The organism is Serratia sp. PF-27, from assembly GCF_030053255.1.
Classification (GTDB): Bacteria; Pseudomonadota; Gammaproteobacteria; order Enterobacterales; family Enterobacteriaceae; genus Serratia; species Serratia bockelmannii.
Genome location: NZ_JASGBT010000006.1, coordinates 249,780 through 269,902 on the forward strand (window position 1 = coordinate 249,780; position 20,123 = coordinate 269,902).

17 protein-coding genes are annotated in these 20,123 nt (G+C 61.2%); 14 read left to right on the plus strand and 3 right to left on the minus strand.

Translation table 11 applies throughout. The features are described 5' to 3' along the window. Positions 1 to 14 precede the first annotated feature (14 nt). The 3 genes from proV to proX all read left to right on the plus strand — a co-directional run bounded on the left by proV (position 15) and on the right by proX (position 3,387). Positions 15 to 1,217 (plus strand): glycine betaine/L-proline ABC transporter ATP-binding protein ProV, encoded by a 1,203-nt coding sequence (proV, locus tag QMZ29_RS03060; protein ID WP_261426696.1) that lies wholly within the window; start codon positions 15 to 17, stop codon positions 1,215 to 1,217. Further along, positions 1,210 to 2,316 carry a glycine betaine/L-proline ABC transporter permease ProW gene (gene proW / locus QMZ29_RS03065; protein WP_025303997.1) on the plus strand — a complete coding sequence of 369 codons (1,107 nt, stop codon included), beginning with the start codon at positions 1,210 to 1,212 and terminating at the stop codon, positions 2,314 to 2,316. The genes proV and proW overlap by 8 nt, the downstream gene beginning before the upstream one ends. 69 nt (positions 2,317 to 2,385) lie before the next feature. After that, a complete protein-coding gene (gene proX, locus QMZ29_RS03070; protein WP_025303998.1) occupies positions 2,386 to 3,387 on the plus strand; it encodes a glycine betaine/L-proline ABC transporter substrate-binding protein ProX in 1,002 nt (333 codons plus the stop codon). Positions 3,388 to 3,417: 30 nt separating this feature from the next. Here the strand turns inward: proX and QMZ29_RS03075 are convergent, their stop codons facing one another. Beyond that, complete coding sequence (locus tag QMZ29_RS03075; RefSeq protein ID WP_016929849.1) at positions 3,418 to 4,296, minus strand: LysR family transcriptional regulator; 879 nt, start codon at positions 4,294 to 4,296, stop codon at positions 3,418 to 3,420. Between the two features lie 105 nt (positions 4,297 to 4,401). On the opposite strand from QMZ29_RS03075, the gene QMZ29_RS03080 reads away from it, so the two are divergent. From QMZ29_RS03080 to emrB, 7 genes are all read left to right on the plus strand, one after another. Next, the gene (locus QMZ29_RS03080) at positions 4,402 to 5,601 is read left to right on the plus strand and encodes an MFS transporter (RefSeq protein WP_261426700.1); all 1,200 of its coding nucleotides are present in this window, start codon (positions 4,402 to 4,404) and stop codon (positions 5,599 to 5,601) included. Between the two features lie 121 nt (positions 5,602 to 5,722). Then, positions 5,723 to 6,469, plus strand: coding sequence for an AzlC family ABC transporter permease (locus QMZ29_RS03085; protein WP_025304000.1), 747 nt, complete (start codon positions 5,723 to 5,725; stop codon positions 6,467 to 6,469). Further along, on the plus strand, positions 6,459 to 6,806 hold the full coding sequence (ygaH, locus tag QMZ29_RS03090) for an L-valine transporter subunit YgaH (RefSeq protein ID WP_025304001.1): 348 nt from the start codon (positions 6,459 to 6,461) through the stop codon (positions 6,804 to 6,806). Before QMZ29_RS03085 ends, ygaH begins: the two co-directional genes overlap by 11 nt. Before the next feature lie 161 nt (positions 6,807 to 6,967). Further along, the gene (mprA, locus tag QMZ29_RS03095; protein WP_025160249.1) at positions 6,968 to 7,486 is read left to right on the plus strand and encodes a transcriptional repressor MprA; all 519 of its coding nucleotides are present in this window, start codon (positions 6,968 to 6,970) and stop codon (positions 7,484 to 7,486) included. A gap of 27 nt (positions 7,487 to 7,513) precedes the next feature. Continuing rightward, positions 7,514 to 8,965 carry an efflux transporter outer membrane subunit gene (locus QMZ29_RS03100; protein WP_025304002.1) on the plus strand — a complete coding sequence of 484 codons (1,452 nt, stop codon included), beginning with the start codon at positions 7,514 to 7,516 and terminating at the stop codon, positions 8,963 to 8,965. A gap of 23 nt (positions 8,966 to 8,988) precedes the next feature. Then, positions 8,989 to 10,161 carry a multidrug efflux MFS transporter periplasmic adaptor subunit EmrA gene (gene emrA / locus QMZ29_RS03105; protein ID WP_043143796.1) on the plus strand — a complete coding sequence of 391 codons (1,173 nt, stop codon included), beginning with the start codon at positions 8,989 to 8,991 and terminating at the stop codon, positions 10,159 to 10,161. Positions 10,162 to 10,178: 17 nt separating this feature from the next. After that, a complete protein-coding gene (emrB, locus tag QMZ29_RS03110; RefSeq protein ID WP_043143795.1) occupies positions 10,179 to 11,717 on the plus strand; it encodes a multidrug efflux MFS transporter permease subunit EmrB in 1,539 nt (512 codons plus the stop codon). Positions 11,718 to 11,777: 60 nt separating this feature from the next. On the opposite strand, the gene QMZ29_RS03115 is transcribed toward emrB, so the two are convergent. Further along, positions 11,778 to 12,866 (minus strand): tRNA/rRNA methyltransferase, encoded by a 1,089-nt coding sequence (locus QMZ29_RS03115; protein ID WP_197836194.1) that lies wholly within the window; start codon positions 12,864 to 12,866, stop codon positions 11,778 to 11,780. Positions 12,867 to 13,073: 207 nt separating this feature from the next. On the opposite strand from QMZ29_RS03115, the gene trxC reads away from it, so the two are divergent. From trxC to pssA, 4 genes are all read left to right on the plus strand, one after another. Continuing rightward, complete coding sequence (gene trxC, locus QMZ29_RS03120) at positions 13,074 to 13,493, plus strand: thioredoxin TrxC (protein WP_004928868.1); 420 nt, start codon at positions 13,074 to 13,076, stop codon at positions 13,491 to 13,493. Positions 13,494 to 13,608: 115 nt separating this feature from the next. Further along, the gene (locus QMZ29_RS03125; protein ID WP_038629863.1) at positions 13,609 to 14,298 is read left to right on the plus strand and encodes a tRNA-uridine aminocarboxypropyltransferase; all 690 of its coding nucleotides are present in this window, start codon (positions 13,609 to 13,611) and stop codon (positions 14,296 to 14,298) included. A gap of 48 nt (positions 14,299 to 14,346) precedes the next feature. Then, positions 14,347 to 16,995 carry a bifunctional acetate--CoA ligase family protein/GNAT family N-acetyltransferase gene (locus QMZ29_RS03130; RefSeq protein ID WP_261426724.1) on the plus strand — a complete coding sequence of 883 codons (2,649 nt, stop codon included), beginning with the start codon at positions 14,347 to 14,349 and terminating at the stop codon, positions 16,993 to 16,995. A 152-nt stretch (positions 16,996 to 17,147) separates the two neighbouring features. Beyond that, positions 17,148 to 18,503: a CDP-diacylglycerol--serine O-phosphatidyltransferase gene (gene pssA, locus QMZ29_RS03135; protein WP_197836192.1), complete on the plus strand. Its 1,356-nt coding sequence runs from the start codon at positions 17,148 to 17,150 to the stop codon at positions 18,501 to 18,503. Positions 18,504 to 18,539: 36 nt separating this feature from the next. Here the strand turns inward: pssA and QMZ29_RS03140 are convergent, their stop codons facing one another. Further along, positions 18,540 to 19,850 carry an MFS family transporter gene (locus tag QMZ29_RS03140; RefSeq protein ID WP_025304008.1) on the minus strand — a complete coding sequence of 437 codons (1,311 nt, stop codon included), beginning with the start codon at positions 19,848 to 19,850 and terminating at the stop codon, positions 18,540 to 18,542. Between the last annotated feature and the right edge of the window lie 273 nt (positions 19,851 to 20,123).

Consider the following 20,123-nt stretch of genomic DNA (forward strand, 5'->3'; position numbering starts at 1 on the left):
AAACAGCAAATTGCATGGCAATTAAACTCGAAGTAAAGAACCTGTATAAGATATTTGGCGAACACCCGGAACGCGCATTCAAACTGCTGGATAAAGGTCTGACAAAAGATCGGCTGTTTGAAAAAACCGGCTTATCGCTCGGCGTAAAAGACGCCACTCTGGCCATTGAAGAAGGCGAGATATTTGTCATCATGGGGCTCTCCGGTTCCGGCAAGTCCACCCTGGTACGCCTTCTCAATCGTCTGATAGAACCCACCCGCGGCCAGGTGCTGATCGACGGTGAGGACATCGCCAAAATATCCGACACCGCGCTGCGCACCGTGCGGCGAAATAAGATCAGCATGGTATTTCAATCATTCGCGCTGATGCCGCACATGAATGTCCTGAATAATACCGCCTTTGGTATGGAATTAGCCGGCATACCGCTGCAGGAGCGCCAGGAAAAAGCGCTGGATGCCCTGCGTCAGGTCGGATTGGAGAATTACGCGCTGTCTTATCCGGATGAATTATCCGGCGGCATGCGTCAGCGCGTAGGATTAGCCCGCGCGATGGCCAACGATCCGGATATATTATTGATGGACGAGGCCTTCTCTGCGCTCGATCCGTTAATTCGCACCGAAATGCAGGATGAGCTGGTGAAATTACAGGCCCAGCATCAGCGCACCATCGTGTTTATTTCCCACGATCTGGACGAGGCGATGCGCATCGGCGATCGCATCGCCATCATGCAGGGCGGTGAGGTGATCCAGGTCGGCACACCGGACGAGATCCTGAACAACCCGGCCAACGACTATGTGCGCACCTTCTTCCGCGGCGTGGACATCAGTCACGTGTTCAGCGCCAAGGATATCGCCCAACGGCGCCCGGTGACGCTGATCCGCAAAACCCCCGGCTTTGGCCCCCGATCGGCGCTGCAGCTGCTGCGCGATGAGGACCGTGATTATGGTTATGTTGTTGAACGCGGGAAGAAATTTATTGGCGTGGTGTCGATAGAGTCGCTGAAAAAGGCGCTGTCCGCCAATCAAACGCTGGACGATGCCCTGCTCGAGGCCCCTGCCGCCGTGCCGGCCGATACGCCGCTCAGCGATCTGATTTCCCTGGTCGCCCAGGCGCCCTGCGCGGTGCCGGTGGTGAGCGAAGAACATAACTATCTCGGCATCATCTCCAAGGCCATGCTGCTGCAGGCGTTGGACAAGGAGGGCTCAACCAATGAGTGATACCACGCAAACCCAAGATCCCTGGGCTACCGCACCGGCAGATGCCGGCGCCGCACCCGCTCACGATGCCGGCGCCAACGCCGGCGACGCCTGGTCCAGCGCGCCGCCGCCGGCCGCTCATGACGCCGCCGGACAAGGCGCAGATTGGCTCAGCAGCGCCCCGGCGCAGCCTGAACACTTCAGCCTACTCGACCCGTTCCATAAGGCCTGGGTGCCGTTCGACTCCTGGGTCACGCAAGGCATCGACTGGCTGGTGCTGCACTTCCGCCCACTGTTCCAGGGCATTCGCGTGCCGGTGGATATGATCTTGAGTGGCTTCCAGCAATTGCTGCTGGGCATGCCGGCGCCGATCGCCATTCTGGTGTTCTCGCTGCTCGCCTGGCAGGTCTCGGGCCTCGGCATGGGCGCCGCCACGCTGCTCTCCCTGGTCGCCATCGGCGCCATCGGCGCCTGGTCGCAGGCGATGGTTACGCTGGCGCTGGTGCTGACCGCGCTGTTCTTCTGCATTCTTATCGGCCTGCCGCTCGGCATCTGGCTGGCGCGCAGCAAGCACGCCGCCAAGGTGATAAGGCCGCTGCTCGACGCGATGCAAACCACCCCGGCCTTCGTCTACCTGGTGCCGATCGTCATGCTGTTCGGCATCGGCAACGTGCCGGGCGTGGTGGTCACCATTATCTTCGCGCTGCCGCCGATCGTGCGCCTGACCATTTTGGGCATCAAGCAGGTGCCGGAAGATCTGATCGAGGCCGCCGAATCCTTCGGCGCCAGCCCGCGGCAGCTGCTGTTCAAGGTGCAGCTGCCGTTGGCGATGCCGACCATCATGGCCGGCGTGAACCAGACGCTGATGTTGGCGCTGTCGATGGTCGTCATTGCCTCGATGATCGCGGTCGGCGGTCTGGGGCAGATGGTGCTGCGCGGCATCGGCCGGTTGGACATGGGCCTGGCCGCCGTCGGCGGGGTCGGCATCGTGATCCTGGCGATCATTCTCGATCGCCTCACCCAATCGCTGGGGCGCGATCGCCGCAGCAAGGGCATCGGCCGCTGGTATCGCCGCGGCCCCATCGGGCTGCTGACTCGCCCGTTCATCAAACAGGCCTGACGCTTTTCCCGCCGGCGGCTGCGGCCCCGGCGGGCTATGACACCACCACATCGAAAGAGGGGAAACACTATGCGCACCACGGGCATCTGGGCTCTCGCCCTGACGACGCTGATTGGCTCACAGAGCGCCATCGCGGCAGACTTACCCGGCAAGGGGATCGCGGTACAGCCGGTGCAAAGCACCATTTCCGAAGAGACGTTCCAGACGCTGCTGGTCAGCAAGGCGCTGGAGAAATTGGGTTACGACGTGAAGGAACCGCGTGAAGTGGATTACAACGTCGCCTACACCTCCATTGCCTCCGGCGATGCGACCTTTATCGCGGTCAACTGGGACCCGCTGCACGCCGATCAGTACAAGGCCGCCGGCGGCGACGCCAAGTTCTACCGCGAAGGCGTCTACGTCAACGGCGCCGCGCAGGGCTACCTGATCGACAAGAAAACCGCCGAGCAGTATCACATCACCAACGTCGAACAGCTCAAGGATCCCAAGATCGCCAAGCTGTTCGACACCAACGGCGACGGCAAGGCCGATCTGACCGGCTGCACCCCGGGCTGGGGCTGCGAAGCGGTGATCAACCACCACATCAAGGCCTATGGCCTGAGCAATACCGTCGAGCACAACCAGGGCAACTACGCGGCGATGATCGCCGACACCATCACCCGCTACAAAGAGGGCAAACCGGTGCTGTATTACACCTGGACACCGTACTGGGTCAGTGATGTGATGGTGCCGGGCCGCGACGTGGTCTGGCTGCAGGTGCCGTTCTCCTCGCTGCCGGGCGAGCAGAAGAACGTCGACACCAAGCTGCCTAACGGCGCCAACTACGGCTTCCCGGTCAACACCATGCGCATCGCCGCCAACAAGCAGTGGGCCGAAGCCAATCCGGCGGCCGCCAAGCTGTTCGCCATCATGAAGCTGCCGATCGCCGACATCAACGCGCAAAACCTGCGCATGCATGAAGGCCAGGCTTCGGAGGCCGATATCCAGAACCACGTTAACGGCTGGATCAAGGCGCACCAGGCGACCTTCGACGGCTGGGTGAAAACCGCCGCCGAAGCGGCGAAGTCGTAACCGTTCAGGGGCGCCGCCTTTGCCGCGCCCCTACCCCGCCATATCGATGCCGCTGAACTGTAAAAAACGTGCGGCGGCATTCGACAAGGGCTGCGGCCAGATGCAATACACCTGGCGCCGCGGCCCGTCTTCAATCGGAATCGACACCAGCGCGCTTAAGCGTTGCGCGGTCGAGACAGGTACGATACCCGCCGCCAATCCGCGCCGCACCAGATTCTCCAGCCATTCGATATGATCGATTTCAAAACTGACGTGCCGGCGGATACCCGCCGCCTGGAAGGCGCGATCGGTTTGGCGTCGCGCGCCGGTGCCGCTGTAGAAATCCACCAGCGGCACTTCCGCGAGCGCCTGCAGGTTCACCCGCTCGCGATTAGCCAGCGGGTGCTGCGGCGCCACCAGCGCCACCAATGGCTCATCGGTCAACTGCCGGTGCGACATCGGCAGTAAATCGACATCGCCGGGCCAGATGCCGACGAACGCCATATCGCACTTCTGCTGACGCACATCCTCCAGCAGGGCTTCGCTCATGCCAACGTACAGGCGGATGTTCACCGCCGGATAGTGGCGATGAAACTTGTCGAGTTTTTCGGTCAGATCAATCGCGTTTATGGTTGAAATTGTGCCGATGGTCAGGGTGCCGGACACCGCATCGCCGGCGGCGGTCACCTCTTCCACCAGCGCCTGCTGCGCCGCCAATAGGCGCTGCGCCGACGGAATGAAAGCCTGGCCGGCGGGGGTCAACCGCACCCGGCGCGAGGTGCGTTCAAACAGCGTACAGCCCAGCTCTTCTTCCAGTTTTGCGATCTGGTGGCTGAGCGCCGACTGCACCGTATGGCAGCGCTGTGCCGCCCGGGTGAAACTCTGTTCTTCCGCCACCGCCAGCGCATAGCGGATCTGTTTCAGGTTCATGGCATCTATCTTGAAATGAGATAAATCAAATGAAAATTATACATTGGTTTCCACAGACGCGTTGCCGGATACTGCGCGCTATCTTCTTCCCGTGATGAAAAAATCATGAATCCACCAAACGCCCATCCGGGCCTCAGCCCGGCGCTGACCGTGCTGATTGCCATCGCCACCGGCCTGGCGGTCGCCAGCAACTATTACGCGCAACCGCTGCTGGAAACCATCGCCACCAGTTTCAACCTGTCGGTCAACCAGGCCGGCTTTATCGTCACCGCCGCGCAGCTCGGTTACGCCACCGGCCTGCTGCTGCTGGTGCCGCTCGGCGATATGTTCGAACGCCGCGGCCTGATCGTGTTCATGACGCTGCTGGCCGCCGGGGGCATGCTGATCACCGCCACCTCCGCCACGCTGCCGATGATGATCCTCGGCACCGCGCTCACCGGGCTGTTCTCGGTAGTGGCGCAGATCCTGGTGCCGCTGGCCGCCACGCTGGCCCACCCGGAAAAGCGCGGCAAGACCGTCGGCATCATCATGAGCGGCCTGCTGCTCGGCATCCTGCTGGCGCGAACCGTCGCGGGCGCGCTGGCGTCGTTCGGCGGCTGGCGCACCATCTACTGGGTCGCCAGCGTGCTGATGATCCTGATGGCGCTGATCCTGTGGCGCGCGCTGCCGCGCTATAAGCAACACTCCGGGCTGAACTACCCACAGCTGCTGGCCTCGATCTTCAACCTGTTCTGCCGCACGCCGCTGCTGCGCACCCGCGCCATCCTCGGCGCCCTTTCGTTCGCCAACTTCAGCGTGCTCTGGACCTCAATGGCCTTTCTGCTCGCCGCGCCGCCGTTCAACTATTCCGAGGGGGTGATCGGGCTGTTCGGCCTGGTGGGCGCCGCCGGGGCGCTGGCCGCTTCGCGCGCCGGGCATCTGGCGGACAAAGGTAAAGCCGGGTTGACCACCACCGTCGGCCTGGTGTTGTTACTGCTGTCCTGGATCCCTATCGCGTTAGCCAAACAGTCGCTATGGGCGCTGATCGCCGGCATTCTGATCCTCGATCTGGCGGTGCAGGCGGTGCACGTCACCAACCAGAGCGTGATGTACCGCATCATGCCGGACGCGCGCAACCGCCTGACAGCCGGCTACATGACCAGCTACTTTATCGGCGGCGCGCTCGGTTCTCTGCTCTCCGCCTCGGCCTATCAGCATGCCGGCTGGTACGGCGTGGCCGCCGCCGGCGGGGTGTTATGCCTGCTCAACCTGCTGACCTGGTGGCTCGGCAAGCACCACGATCCGCAAGGGCCAGCGACAATCTGATTATCGTGCAAATAGTCACTAAAGAAATTTATTAGCGGTGCAGGGTATAAACATTACTTACTCTCTGGTAATGTTCTGGGCATAAACTATTGAAGTCCTATCTACCCTGCGATCCACAACCATGCAAAGCCAAGCTGCAGACAGCCTCAATCCGCCCGCCGTCAGCGCCACCTTCGCCAACGGCGTCGTCGACAGTTTGCCGATCGTCATCGGGTATGTCCCGGTGGCGTTCGCCTTCGGCCTCAGCGCCGTCAAACTGGGCTTTTCCCCGCTGGAAAGCCTTTTCTTCTCCTGCATCATCTACGCCGGCGCCAGCCAGTTCGTGATCACCGCCCTGCTGAGCGCCGGCATGTCGCTGTGGGTCTCCGCGTTGACGGTGATGGCGATGGACGTGCGCCACCTGCTGTACGGCCCGGCGCTGCGTCACCGTATCGTCTCGCGCATGTCGCCCGGTAAAACGGCAATGTGGGCTTTTGGTCTGACCGATGAGGTCTTCGCCGCCGCCACCGCCAAGCTGATGCGCAATAACCGCAGCTGGAGCGAAAACTGGATGCTGGGCATCGCGCTCTGTTCCTGGCTTTCCTGGGTAGCCGGCACCGCGCTCGGCGCGCTGTTCGGCAACGGCCCGCTGGAGCAGTTCCCGGTGATCGAGGCCTCGCTGGCCTTCATGCTGCCGGCGCTGTTTCTCAGTTTCCTGCTGGCTGCTTTCCGGCGCCCGCAGAGCCTGACCATCGCTGCCTCATTGGCCGGTGCGCTGCTCGGCGTGGTGCTGTTCTCCATCCCGGTCGCCATTTTGGCCGGCATCGGCGCCGGTTGCGTCGCCGCTCTGTTCCAACCTGCCCCTGCGGAGGCCAGCCATGAACACTGATGTACTGGTGATCGGCCTGGTGGTGGGCTGCGCCAATTACCTGTTCCGTTATCTGCCGCTGCGGCTGGCGCCGGCGCGCGCCCAGCCCGGCCTCAAACGCGGTAAAGCCGCCCTGCTACTCGACAGCATTGGCATCGCCTCGATCTGCGCCCTGCTGGTGGTCTCCAGCACGCCGGTGGTGATGCGCGAACCCGACAAGCTGCTGCCGACGTTGGCGGGGTTCGCCGCGCTGGCGCTGTGCTTCTACCGCAGTAAAAGCATCATTCTGTCGACGCTGCTCGGCGCGACGGCCTTTGGCGTCACATTAAAGCTGTTAATGCTTTTCGGTCCAGGCTGACGCCGCGCCGAACGTTTGGCTTCGCTTTGGCGTTTTCATGCGCCACATCTTTACAAACTCTGACAAATGACACGAATTGCTAAATTATCCGCACGGCTGAACATTTACATTATTAGTCACCGTCGTTACTATCTCGAACGAAATTAATGAGGCCCTAAATTATGGAAAGCTCGTTTGCCCCCATAGAACAAATGCTGAATTTCCGCGCCACCCGGCAGAAAGATTTCCCGTATCAGGAAATCCTGCTGACCCGCCTGTGCATGCACATGCAAGGCAAGTTGCTGGAAAATCGCAACAAGATGCTGAAGGCGCAGGGGATTAACGAAACACTGTTTATGGCGCTGATTACCCTGGATGCGCAGGAGAGCCACAGCATCCAACCTTCTGAGCTAAGCTCTGCCTTAGGCTCCTCGCGCACCAATGCGACCCGCATCGCCGACGAGCTGGAGAAACGCGGTTGGATCGAGCGCCGTGAAAGCGATAACGATCGCCGCTGCCTGCATCTGCATCTGACGCCGCAGGGGGAAGAATTTCTCAGTCAACTGCTGCCGCCGCAGCACCAATGTCTGCATTTCCTGTGGTCCACGCTGACCGACGATGAGCAAAAACAGCTGGAACAGCTGACGCGCAAATTGCTGGCACGTCTGGATCAAATGGAAATCACAGAACAGTTATCCTAATTCACAATTTCTGTTCAGGTACCTATTATGCGATCCCCATTTAACTGGAGATTCACCCCGCTGTTCGCCGTATTGCTGCTGGCCGGGTGTGCTTCTACCGATAATATTGCCCCGCAATCCACGCTGATGGATCCGCAGAGCCTGCAGTTGGCTCAGCCGAAAGTCAGTTCGCTGGCCGTCAGCCCGCAGTGGTGGCGCGCCCTCAAGGATCCGCAGTTGGATGCCCTGATGACGCAGACGCTGCAAAACTCGCCGACCCTGCGTCAAGCCGCCGCCCGCGTGCGCGAAGCGCAGAGCGTGGTGGGCGAAGCCAACGCCGCCAACGGGCCGAACCTGGATCTGAACGCCAGCACCCAGCGTCAACGCGTGCCGCAAAACGTCAATATGGGGTTGGGGTATCCGCATAAGCCGATCTATTCAAGCTCCAACTCCCTGGGGTTGAACCTGGCGTACGAATTCGACTGGTGGGGTAAATACCGCAACCAGGTGAACGCCGCCAAAGCGCAAGTGAACGCTGCGCGCGCCGAGCAGGAACAGGCGGCGCTGACGCTGACCAGTTCGGTGGCGTCCGCCTACTACCAGCTGCAAAGCAATCTGGCGCTCGAGAAGCTGCTGCAGCAGGAAGTGAACAACAATGAACGCCTGACCGCGCTGCGCCAACAGCGCTATCAGGCCGGGCTGACCGGCGTCGACGTGCCGCAACAAACCCAGGCGCAGTCCGACGTCGCTAAACAGCAGATTCTGCAGTTGCAGTCGCAAATCGAACAGCTCAGACACCAGCTCGCCGCGCTGGCGGGCCAAGGGCCGAACGCCATGCAGCACCTGCGTCAGGTGCCGTTGCCCGCAGACAACCTGATGGCACCGCAGGGCGAGCTGACGGCGGATCTGCTGGGCAAACGCCCGGACATCGCCGCGCAACGCCAGCTGGTGGAGTCTTACAGCCAGCGCGTCAGCGCCGCACGTAAGGAGTTTTACCCCAGCCTGACCATTTCAGCCTTCGCCGGCCTGATGACCACCAACACCAGTGGCACCAGCCCGAATCTGTTTGAAGCGGCCAGCCAGGCCTGGAACGTGATGCCGGCGATTTCGCTGCCGATCTTCCACGCCGGGGCGCTGCGCAGCAAGCTGGGCGAGGAATCCGCGCTGTATGACGAAGCGGTGGAATCCTATAACCAAACCATCCTGAATGCGGTACAGGAAACCGCCGACGCCATCACCATCCAGCAGAGTTCTGCGCAACAGCAGCTGCAGGCGGCGTCCGCGGCCCAGTCGATGCAACAGGTGTATCAGGTCGCTAACGCCCGTTACCAGGCAGGGATTATCGGGCGCGACGATCTGTTGACCAGCCAGACGCAGCTATTGCAGCAGCAACAGGCGGAGTTAAATGCCAGCAGCAACTTACTGCAGGCGAAGATAGGACTGATCCGTGCGCTGGGCGGTGGCTATCAGGCCCCGGCCGCAGCGGATTCGAAAGCATAATAATATAAGGCTTGGAGAACACCATGAGCGCGAGCGCGGAAATCCAAAACCCGCAGCAGCCGAGCGGCAAAAAGAAGCAGCGTAAATTTTGGCTGCTGTTGCTGACGGTTATTTTCATTGTTATAGGGGTGGCTTACTTAGTGTATTGGTTCCTGGTGCTGCGTCATCATCAGGAAACCGACGACGCCTACGTCTCCGGCAACCAGGTGCAGATCATGGCCCAGGTGTCCGGTAGCGTGAACAGCGTCAATTTCGACAACACCGACTACGTCAAGCAGGGCGACGTACTGCTGACGCTCGATCCGACCGATGCCGAGCAGGCGTTTGAACGCGCCAAAACCGGCCTGGCCAACAGCGTGCGTCAGACCCACCAGCTGATCATCAACAGCAAGCAGTATCAGGCCAACATCGCCCTGCGCAAGACCGATCTGAGCAAGGCCGAGAACGATCTGAAACGCCGCGTGGTGCTGGGCAGCGTTGACGCCATCGGCCGCGAAGAGCTGCAACACGCTCGCGATGCGGTCGACAGCGCCAAGGCCGCGCTGGAAGTGGCGGTGCAGCAATACAACGCCAACCAGGCGATGGTACTGAATACCCCGCTGGAACAGCAGCCGGCAATCCAACAGGCCGCCGCGCAGATGCGTGACGCCTGGCTGGCGCTGCAGCGTACCAAAGTGATCAGCCCCATTACCGGTTATGTCTCGCGCCGCAGCGTGCAGGTCGGCGCGCAGATCGCCGCCGGTTCGCCGCTGATGGCGGTGGTGCCGGCCGATCACATCTGGGTTGACGCCAACTTCAAGGAAACCCAGATCGCCAACATGCGCATCGGCCAGCCGGCAACGGTAGTCAGCGATGTCTACGGCGATGACGTGGTGTATCAAGGCAAAGTGGTCGGTATCGACATGGGCACCGGCAGCGCCTTCTCGCTGCTGCCGGCCCAGAACGCCACCGGCAACTGGATCAAGGTGGTGCAACGTCTGCCGGTGCGTATTGAGCTCGACGCCAAGCAGGTGGCCGATCATCCGCTGCGCATCGGGCTTTCGACGCTGGTGACCGTCGACACCGCCAATCTGGACGGCCGCGTGCTGTCTGACGTGGTGCGCGACAAACCGCTGTACCAGAGCGACGCGCTGGCGTTGAATCTGGCGCCGGTTAACCAGCTGATCGCTGACGTGATCCATGCGAACGCCGGCTAAGCGCGCGGGAGGCCATCTTGCCACAGAAACCGCTTGAAGGCGCCCAGCTCGCCTGGATGACGGTCGCGCTCGCCATGGCGACCTTCATGCAGGTGCTGGACTCCACCATCGCCAACGTGGCGATCCCCACCATTGCCGGTAACCTCGGGTCTTCCAACTCGCAGGGGACCTGGGTGATCACCTCGTTCGGCGTGGCGAACGCCATCTCGATCCCGATCACCGGCTGGCTGGCGAAGCGCATCGGCGAAGTGCGGCTGTTCCTCTGGTCCACCGCGCTGTTCGTCCTCGCTTCCTGGCTGTGCGGCATCTCCAACAGCCTCGGCATGCTGATCTTCTTCCGCGTGATCCAGGGCGTGGTGGCCGGGCCGCTGATCCCGCTGTCGCAGAGCCTGTTGCTGAACAACTACCCGCCCGCCAAGCGAGCGATGGCCCTGGCGCTCTGGTCGATGACCGTGATCGTCGCGCCGATCTTCGGGCCGATCCTCGGCGGTTACATCAGCGACAACTACCATTGGGGTTGGATCTTCTTCATCAACATCCCGATCGGCGCCTTCGTTATCATGGCGGCGATGGCGACGCTGAAGGGGCGAGAAACCAAAACCGAGATCAAACCGATCGACACGGTTGGACTGGTGCTGCTGATCGTCGGCATCGGTTCGCTGCAGGTGATGCTCGATCAGGGCAAGGAGCTGGACTGGTTCAACTCGACCGAGATCATCACCCTGACCGTCGTGGCGGTCGTAGCGCTGTTGTTTCTGGTGGTCTGGGAGCTGACGGATGACCATCCGGTGGTGGATCTGTCGCTGTTCAAGTCGCGCAACTTCACCATCGGCTGCCTGTGCATCAGTCTGGCGTACATGCTGTACTTCGGCGCCATCGTGCTGTTGCCGCAGCTGCTGCAAGAGGTGTACGGCTATACCGCCACCTGGGCCGGGCTGGCGTCGGCGCCGGTCGGGCTGATCCCGGTGCTGCTGTCGCCGATCATCGGCAAGTTCGGCAACCGGCTCGACATGCGCAGGCTGGTGACCTTCAGCTTCATCATGTATGCCGTGTGCTTCTACTGGCGCGCCTATACGTTTGAACCGGGCATGGACTTCGGCGCTTCCGCCTGGCCGCAGTTCGTCCAGGGCTTCGCCATCGCCTGCTTCTTCATGCCGTTGACCACCATCACGCTGTCCGGCCTGCCGCCGGAGCGTATGGCGGCGGCATCGAGCCTGTCGAACTTCACGCGAACCCTGGCGGGCTCGATCGGTACCTCGATCACCACCACCCTGTGGACGCAGCGCGAATCGCAGCACCATTCGCAGCTGACGGAGTTCGTCAACCCGTACAACCCGCAGTCGCAGGAGATGTACCGGCAACTGGAGCAGCTCGGCATGAGCAAGCAGCAGGCGTCGGCGTATATCGCCAACGAGATCACCGCGCAGGGCCTGATCATCTCCGCCAACGAGATCTTCTGGCTGTCGGCCGGGGTGTTCCTGGTACTGCTGGTGCTGGTATGGGTGGCGAAACCGCCGTTCAGCTCTGGCGGCGGTGGGGGCGGCGGCGCTCACTAAGCTTCAATAAACGAAACGGGCGCCCTGGGGCGCCCGTTTTTTTATCCGACGTAGAACAGATTACGCCTGATTCTGACGCCACCAGTCCGCCAGCAGAATGCCGGTCGCCACGGAAACGTTCAGGCTTTCCACTTTGCCGGTGCCGCCGATAGACACGTTCATGTCGCCCTGTTGCCAGGCGCCGTCGCTGAGGCCGTCACGCTCCTGGCCCAGCACCAGCACCATCTTGGCCGGCAGCTTGGCCTGCGCCAGCGCGGTGCCTTTGTGGCTGGAGGTGGTGACGATGGTGTAACCCGCCTTGCGGAAGGTATCCAGCACCGACAGGAAATCATCGGCGTTGATCGCCTTGATGTGCTCCGCGCCGCCTTCTGCGGTACGCACAGCCGCGCCGGACTCCAGCAGCGCCGGATCCTGCAGCAGCACGCCGTTGACGCCGAAGTGGGCGCACGAACGGACGATGGCGCCCAGGTTGTGCGGGTTGCCCACTTCTTCCAGCGCCAGCACGCAGTCGGTCGCCGGTGCGGTTTTCAGGTAGGTCTGCGCATCCAGGCCCTGACGCTTTTTGATCAGGAAGCAGACGCCGCCGTGGTGCTCAGTGCCGGAAGCCTTGGCCAGCTCTTCCTCATCCACCACGTGGTAGGCTTTGCGGTTAGCCGCCATCCAGCGCAGCGCTTCACGGAAGCGCGGCGTGACCGACTGCACGAACCAGGCGCGCACGATCGCTTCCGGGCGGCTGGCGAACAGCGCCTGACAGGCGTTTTCACCGTAAACGCGGGTTTCTTCCGCGCGCTGGCGGCGCAGCTGTTCCGGATCGATGAAGCTTTTGCCGCTGATGCCACCGTGATCGAACGCCGGCTCTTCATTCGGTGCCCGCGAGACGGTTCTCCACGGTGACTCGTTGCCACCGCGATCTTCAGTGCGCGCCGGACGGCGAGGACGATCGCTTTCACTGCGGCGGGAGTCGGCGCCGCGGCGATCGTTGCCGCCACGCGCCTTGTCTTGACCAGTGCGGCCCGAGCGCGCACCGTCAGCCGGACGGCCTTTGCCAGCCGGACGTTTATTCTTGTTGCGGTTATCGCCATTGTCGTCGTCATTGCGGACGTACATCACTTTGACTTTACCGTTCTTGCCACTAAATGAATCGTTCATTGTCTTCTCCACCAACGCGCAGGGCGCGAAGATTACCTGATGTTGGTGCACGAAGCCACCAACTTGCGCTAAAAGCTCCCAACTATCACATCCATTGAACAAACCTCATTGTTCACGCGCCGGGTTTTGCCGATAATTGTCAGCATTAAAGAAACATCTCCGCAACCGCGTTGCGGGGACCCGGTTTTCTCAGTACCCGAGGTCAACATGAATACAGTTTGTGCAGCTTGCAATGCCACCAACCGTGTGCCGGAAGAACGTCTGGCGGACAACGCGAAATGCGGCCGCTGCGGCCACGAGCTCTTCGACGGTGAAGTGATCAACGCCACCGCCGCCACGCTGGACCAGTTGCTGCAGGACGATCTGCCGGTCGTGGTCGATTTCTGGGCGCCGTGGTGCGGCCCGTGCCGCAGCTTTGCGCCGATCTTTGAAGACGTGGCCGAAGAGCGCGCCGGCAAAGTGCGCTTCGTGAAAGTGAACACCGAAGCCGAACCGGAGCTGAGCGCCCGTTTCCGCATCCGCAGCATCCCGACCATCATGGTGTTCCGTCAGGGCAAGATGGTCGACATGCTCAACGGCGCGATGCCAAAAGCGCCGTTTGACAACTGGCTCAACGAGTTAGTGTGATTCCGCAAGTATAGGCCGTATCCCGCCATCGCGCGCGAACGCGCCCCGATCGAGCCCGCCCCTCCCGGCGGGCTTTTTTCTGCGTTACAATAGCGGTTTTTCCCCCAGGATCGTTATGACCGACAACGCCGTACTTCGCCTGCGCCAATTCCGTTTAGACCGCGCCACCCGCCCTTTTTTGGCGCGCGGTTGCCGGGTGGCGCGTTGTCAGGGTTGCCTGCTGCCGCATAAAAACTGCCTGTGTGACACCATTCGCCCGCAGCAGGCCGGCAGCCGCTTCTGCCTGATCATGTTCGGCGCCGAGCCGCTCAAGCCCAGCAACACCGGGCGCCTGATCGCCGATATCCTGCCGGACACCCAGGCGTTCCTCTGGTCGCGTACCGAGGTCGATCCCGCCCTGCTGGCAGCCATCAACGATCCGACGCGGCAGCCTTATGTGGTGTTCCCCGCGTCCTACGCCGACGCCGAACGGCCGGTGTTCAATGAGCTGCCCGTCGGCGGTAAACCGCCGCTGTTCATCATGCTGGACGGCACCTGGGCAGAAGCGCGCAAAATGTTCCGTAAAAGCCCGTATCTCAATCAATTCCCGGTGTTTTCACTCAACGTCGATGCCGCATCCGACTATCAGCTGCGCGAAGCCAGCCGCGCCGAGCAGCACTGCACGGCGGAAGTGGCCGCCGCCCTGTTGCAACAGGCGGGCGATCTGCCGGCCGCCGACGGATTGAATCAGCATTTCCGCTATTTCCGTCAACAGTATCTGGCGGGAAAACCGACCCGGCCGGAGGCACCGGTCACAGCAATGTAGCCATAAAACGCCTAAAATCAGGCGTAACGTTGCCAAAAGGAGCCGTGCATGAGCCAGCGAGGGTTAGAAGCGCTACTACGTCCCAAATCGATCGCCGTGCTGGGCGCTTCGCAGCAGCCGGGCCGCGCCGGCAACCTGATGATGAGCAACCTGCTGGCCGGCGGTTTCGGCGGGCCCATCTTGCCGGTTACGCCACGCTACAAGGCGGTATGCGGCGTCATGGCCTATCCCGACGTCGCCAGCCTGCCGCTGACGCCGGATCTGGCGATCATCTGCACCCACGCCAAGCGTAATCTGGCGCTGATCGACGCGCTGGGCCAACGCGGCTGCAAAACCGCCATCGTGCTCTCTTCGCCACCGGAACAGTTCGCCGAGCTGAAGGCCTGCGCGCAGCGCCACGCCATGCGGCTGTTAGGCCCCAACAGCCTGGGGCTGCTGGCGCCGTGGCAGGGCATCAACGCCAGCTTCTCGCCGGTGCCGATCCAAAAGGGCAAGCTGGCGTTTATCTCGCAGTCCGCCGCCGTGGCCAACACCATTCTCGACTGGGCGCAGCAGCGCGAAGTCGGCTTCTCCTACTTCATCGCGCTGGGCGACAACCTGGACATCGACGTCGACGACCTGCTCGACTTTTTGGCGCGCGACAGCAAGACCAGCGCCATCCTGCTGTATCTGGAAAACATCAGCGACGCACGACGCTTTCTCTCCGCCTCGCGCAGCGCCTCGCGCAACAAGCCCATTCTGGTGATCAAAAGCGGCCGCAGCCAACAGGCGCAATTGCTGCTCAACAGCCAGCTGGGGCTGGACGCCGCTTATGACGCCGCCATCCAGCGCGCCGGCCTGCTGCGCGTGCAGGATACCCATGAGCTGTTCTCCGCGGTGGAAACCCTCAGCCATATGCATCCGCTGCGGGGGGAACGGTTGATGATCGTCAGCAACGGGGCGGCGCCGGCGGCGATGGCGCTGGACGAACTGCTCGGCCGCAACGGCAAGCTGGCGACGCTGAGCGAGGAAAGCCTGGCGACGCTGAGCGATGCGCTGCCGGATTTCATTCGCGCCGGCAACCCGCTCGATCTGCGCGACGACGCCACGCCGCAGCGCTACCTGGCGGCTCTCGAAGCGCTGCTCGACAGCCACGACTATGACGCGCTGCTTCTGATCCATGCGCCGAGTGCGGCGGCGCCGGGCACCGCCACGGCGCAGCGGCTGATTGACGCGCTGCATCGCCATGCGCGCGGCAAGCGCATCACCTTGCTGACCAACTGGTGCGGCGAATACTCTTCTCAAGAGGCGCGCCGGCTGTTTACCGAGGCCGCCATTCCCACCTACCGCACGCCGGAAGGCGCGGTCACCGCCTTTATGCATATGGTGGAATACCGCCGCAACCAGAAGCAGCTGAAGGAGACGCCGGCGCTGCCGGTCGGCCTGACCGCCAATACCGCCGATGCCCACCGCCTGATTCATCAGGCGCTGGCCGAAGGCGCTACCCAGTTGGATACCCACGAGGTGCAATCCATTCTGCAGGCCTACGATCTGAGCACCCTGCCGACCTGGATCGCCGAAGACAGCGCCGAAGCGGTGCACATCGCCGAGCAGATCGGCTACCCGGTGGCGCTGAAGCTGCGCTCGCCGGATATCCCGCACAAATCGGAAGTTCAGGGCGTGATGCTCTACCTGCGCACCGCGACCGAAGTGCAACGCGCGGCGGAGGCGATCCTCGACCGCGTGAAGCGTACCTATCCTCAGGCGCGCATCCACGGCCTGTTGGTGCAGAGCATGGCCAACCGCGCCGGCGCCCAGGAGCTGCGCATCGCCGTGGAGCAGGATGCCATTTTCGGCCCGTTGATCATGCTGGGAGAAGGCGGCGTAGAGTGGCGCCAGGAAAATCAGGTCGCGGTCGCGCTGCCGCCGTTGAATATGGCGCTGGCGCGTTATCTGGTGCTGCAGGCGGTGAAAGGCGGCAAGATCCGCGGGCGCAGCGCACTGCGGCCTTTAGATATCTCCGGGCTGAGCCGCTTGCTGGTGCAGGTTTCCAACCTGATCCTTGACTGCCCTGAGATCGCCCGGCTGGATATTCACCCGGTGCTGGCTTCCGGCAGCGAGTTCACCCTGCTGGACGTTTCGATGCAGCTCGCACCGTTCAGCGGCGATCCGCAGGCGCGGCTGGCGATTCGGCCTTATCCGCATGAGCTGGAAGAGACCATCGCGCTGAAAGACGGCAGCCAATGCCTGTTCCGCCCGATCCTGCCGGAAGACGAGCCGGCACTGAAACATTTCATCGACCGGGTGACCAAGGAAGATCTCTATTATCGCTACTTCAGCGAGATCAACGAGTTTACCCATGACGATTTGGCCAACATGACGCAGATCGACTACGATCGAGAAATGGCCTTTGTGGCGGTGCGCGCAGACGAGATCATCGGTGTGACCCGCGCGCTGTCCGATCCGGACAACACCGACGCCGAGTTCGCCGTACTGGTGCGTTCCGATCTCAAAGGCGTGGGCCTAGGCCGTCAGCTGCTGGAGAAAATGATCGCCTACGCGCGCGCGCATGGCCTGACCCGCCTGAGCGGCATCACCATGCCGAATAACCGCGGCATGATCGCGCTGGCGCAGCGACTGGGCTTTGGCATCGAGGTGCAGCTTGAGGACGGCATCGTCAATCTGACGCTGCCGCTGCAGGCCGCCGACGCGCAGTGACCTGCGTCGCAATGCGCTACGAATCCACCACTTAACGCCAAAACATACGCACAATCGGGGCAACTAATGGTATTATCGCCCGATTATTCGGTTTATTGTTTTTATGCCTGTGGCGTTCCGGCCATCAATCATGAGAGAAGAAACGCACTGTGATGTTGTCAAAATTTAAACGTAGCAAACATCAACAACACCTTGCACAACTGCCCAAACTCCCCCAGACGGTTGCTGATGTTCGTACGTTGTACGCGCCGTCCGATTTTCGCACCACGCTGCTGAGCGCCATCGCCAACGCCACCCAACGCATCTATCTGGTGGCCCTGTATCTGGAGCATGACGACGCCGGGCGCGAGATCCTCAACGCGCTGTATCAAGCCAAGCAGCGTCGGCCCGAGCTGGAAATCTGCGTACTGGTCGACTGGCACCGCGCACAGCGCGGGCGAATCGGCGCCGCCGCCGCCAATACCAACGCCGACTGGTACTGCGCCATGGCCAGCCAACATCCGGAACAGTCGGTGCCGATCTACGGCGTGCCGGTCAATACCCGCGAAGCGTTGGGCGTTCTGCACCTGAAGGGCTTTGTGGTCGACGATACCGTGATCTACAGCGGCGCCAGCATCAACGACGTTTATCTGCATCAGCATGAGAAATACCGTTACGATCGCTACCAGCTGATCACCAATGAGGTGTTGGCCGATACCCTGATCGATTACATCAAGCAGCATCTGCTCACCGCCGGCGCCGTACAACGCCTCGATCGCAGCGATCGGCCGAAAAGCCCGGAGATCAAAAACGAGACCCGTCTGTTCCGTTTCGCCCTGCGCCGCGCGGGTTACCACTTCCGCGGCAAGGCCGGCAACGATGAGCTGGCGGTGACGCCGCTGGTTGGGCTTGGCAAGCAAAGCGTGCTGAATAAAACCATTCATCACCTGATGTCGTGCGCCGACCAGAAACTGACGCTGTGTACTCCCTATTTCAACCTGCCAGCGCTGCTGGTGCGCAACATCATTTATCTGCTGCGCCAGGGCAAACAGGTGGAGATCATCGTCGGCGACAAGACCGCCAACGACTTCTATATTCCGGAGGACCAGCCGTTCAAAATCATCGGCGCGCTGCCCTACCTGTACGAGATCAACCTGCGCCGCTTTCTGAGCCGCTTGCAGCGTTATATCGACACCGGGCAGCTGATCGTGCGTCTGTGGAAGCATGGCGATAACAGCTATCACCTGAAAGGCATGTGGGTAGACGAAGAGTGGCAGCTGATTACCGGCAATAACCTCAACCCGCGCGCCTGGCGGCTGGATCTGGAAAACGCCATTCTGATCCACGATCCCAAGCAGGAAATGCGCGAGCAGCGGCAAAAAGAGCTGGAATGCATCCGCACTCACACCACCGTGGTCGGCCATTATCAGGAGCTGCAAAGCATTCAGCAGTACCCGATCAAGGTGCGTAAGCTGATTCGCCGTCTGCGGCGTATCCGCATCGATCGGCTGATTAGCCGTATCCTGTAAGATGGACTCTGACCCCGGCCAAGGCCGGGGTTTTTATTACAGCTGTATCTCCTTGCCTTTGCGATGCAACCGGAGCGAGACCAGCAACGCCAGCAGGCACATGCCGGAAACGTACCAGAAGAAAGCGTTCTCCACGCCAAACGATTTAAGCGACAACGCGACATATTCCGCCGAACCACCGAACAGGGCATTCGCCACCGCATAAGACAAGCCTACCCCTAACGCGCGTACCTCCGGCGGGAACATCTCGGCTTTAAGCAACCCGCTGATCGCGGTGTAAAAGCTGACAACGAACAGCGCCAACACGATCAGACCGAACGCCATAAAGGGGTTGGTCACCTCTTTCAAGGCAAACAGGATCGGCACCGTCAACACCGTGGCGAAGGCTGAGAAGATCAGCATCGAGCTGCGACGGCCGATTTTGTCCGAAAACGCGCCTACCGCCGGCTGCAGCAGCATAAAGACGAACAGCGCCACGGTCATGATGGCGCTGGCCAGCTTGGCGTCCATACCAGCGGTGTTCACCAGGTATTTTTGCATGTAGGTGGTGAAGGTGTAGAAGGTCAGCGAACCGGCGGCGGTAAAGCCCAGCACCATCAGGAACGCCTTGCGGTTCTTCCACAGCCCCGTCAGCGAACCGGCATCTTTGTGGTTACGCGTCTTCGCATCGGAGGTTTCATTCAGCGAGCGGCGCAGGTACAGCGCCACCACCGCCAACACCGCCCCCAAGGCAAACGGAATACGCCATCCCCAGGCTTTCAGCTCTTCGCCAGACAATATTTGCTGCAGGATCACCAAAACCAGCAGCGCCAACAGTTGCCCGCCGATCAGCGTCACGTACTGGAACGAGGCGTAGAAGCCACGCCGCCCCTTGATTGCCACCTCGCTCATGTAGGTGGCGCTGGTGCCATACTCCCCCCCTACCGACAACCCCTGGAACAGGCGGGCAATCAGCAGCAGCGCCGGCGCCCAGCTGCCGATTGATTCATAAGTCGGCAGGCAGGCGATCACCAGCGATCCGGCGCACATCATGCAGACCGAAATCAGCATCGAGTTTTTCCGGCCATGCTTGTCAGCGATGTAGCCGAATAACCAACCTCCGATAGGTCGCATGAAGAAGCCGGCGGCGAATACCCCGGCGGTTTGCAGCAGCTGTGTCGTACTGTTGCCCGCCGGAAAAAATGAGGCAGCAAAGTAGATTGAGCAGAAGGAGTAGACGTAAAAATCAAACCACTCCACCAGATTGCCTGACGAAGCCCCGACGATAGCGAAAATGCGTTTCTTGTTATCCAGCGCTCCCTGTTCGGTGCCGTGCTCATCCCCAAGAGCCGAGGTTGTTTCTGTCATGATGTTTTCTCCGAGCCATAGCAATGATGAAATTCGGCGTCCTGCCGCCAGGTGTTACTTTATTGTTATTTATAAGTTAACAGCCAAACTTAATAGCGGACGAAGAATATCTGATATTCAGAGAAACAATGCGTTGGTTTTGTGATGAATATTAAACAGTACGATGAAAGCTGAAGCGGATTACAACGGGGATTTTCCATTTTACGCATAGCAAAAAGCCCTGAACGTCAGTTCAGGGCTTTCGGCTTTATTTGATGCCTGGCAGTGTCCTAC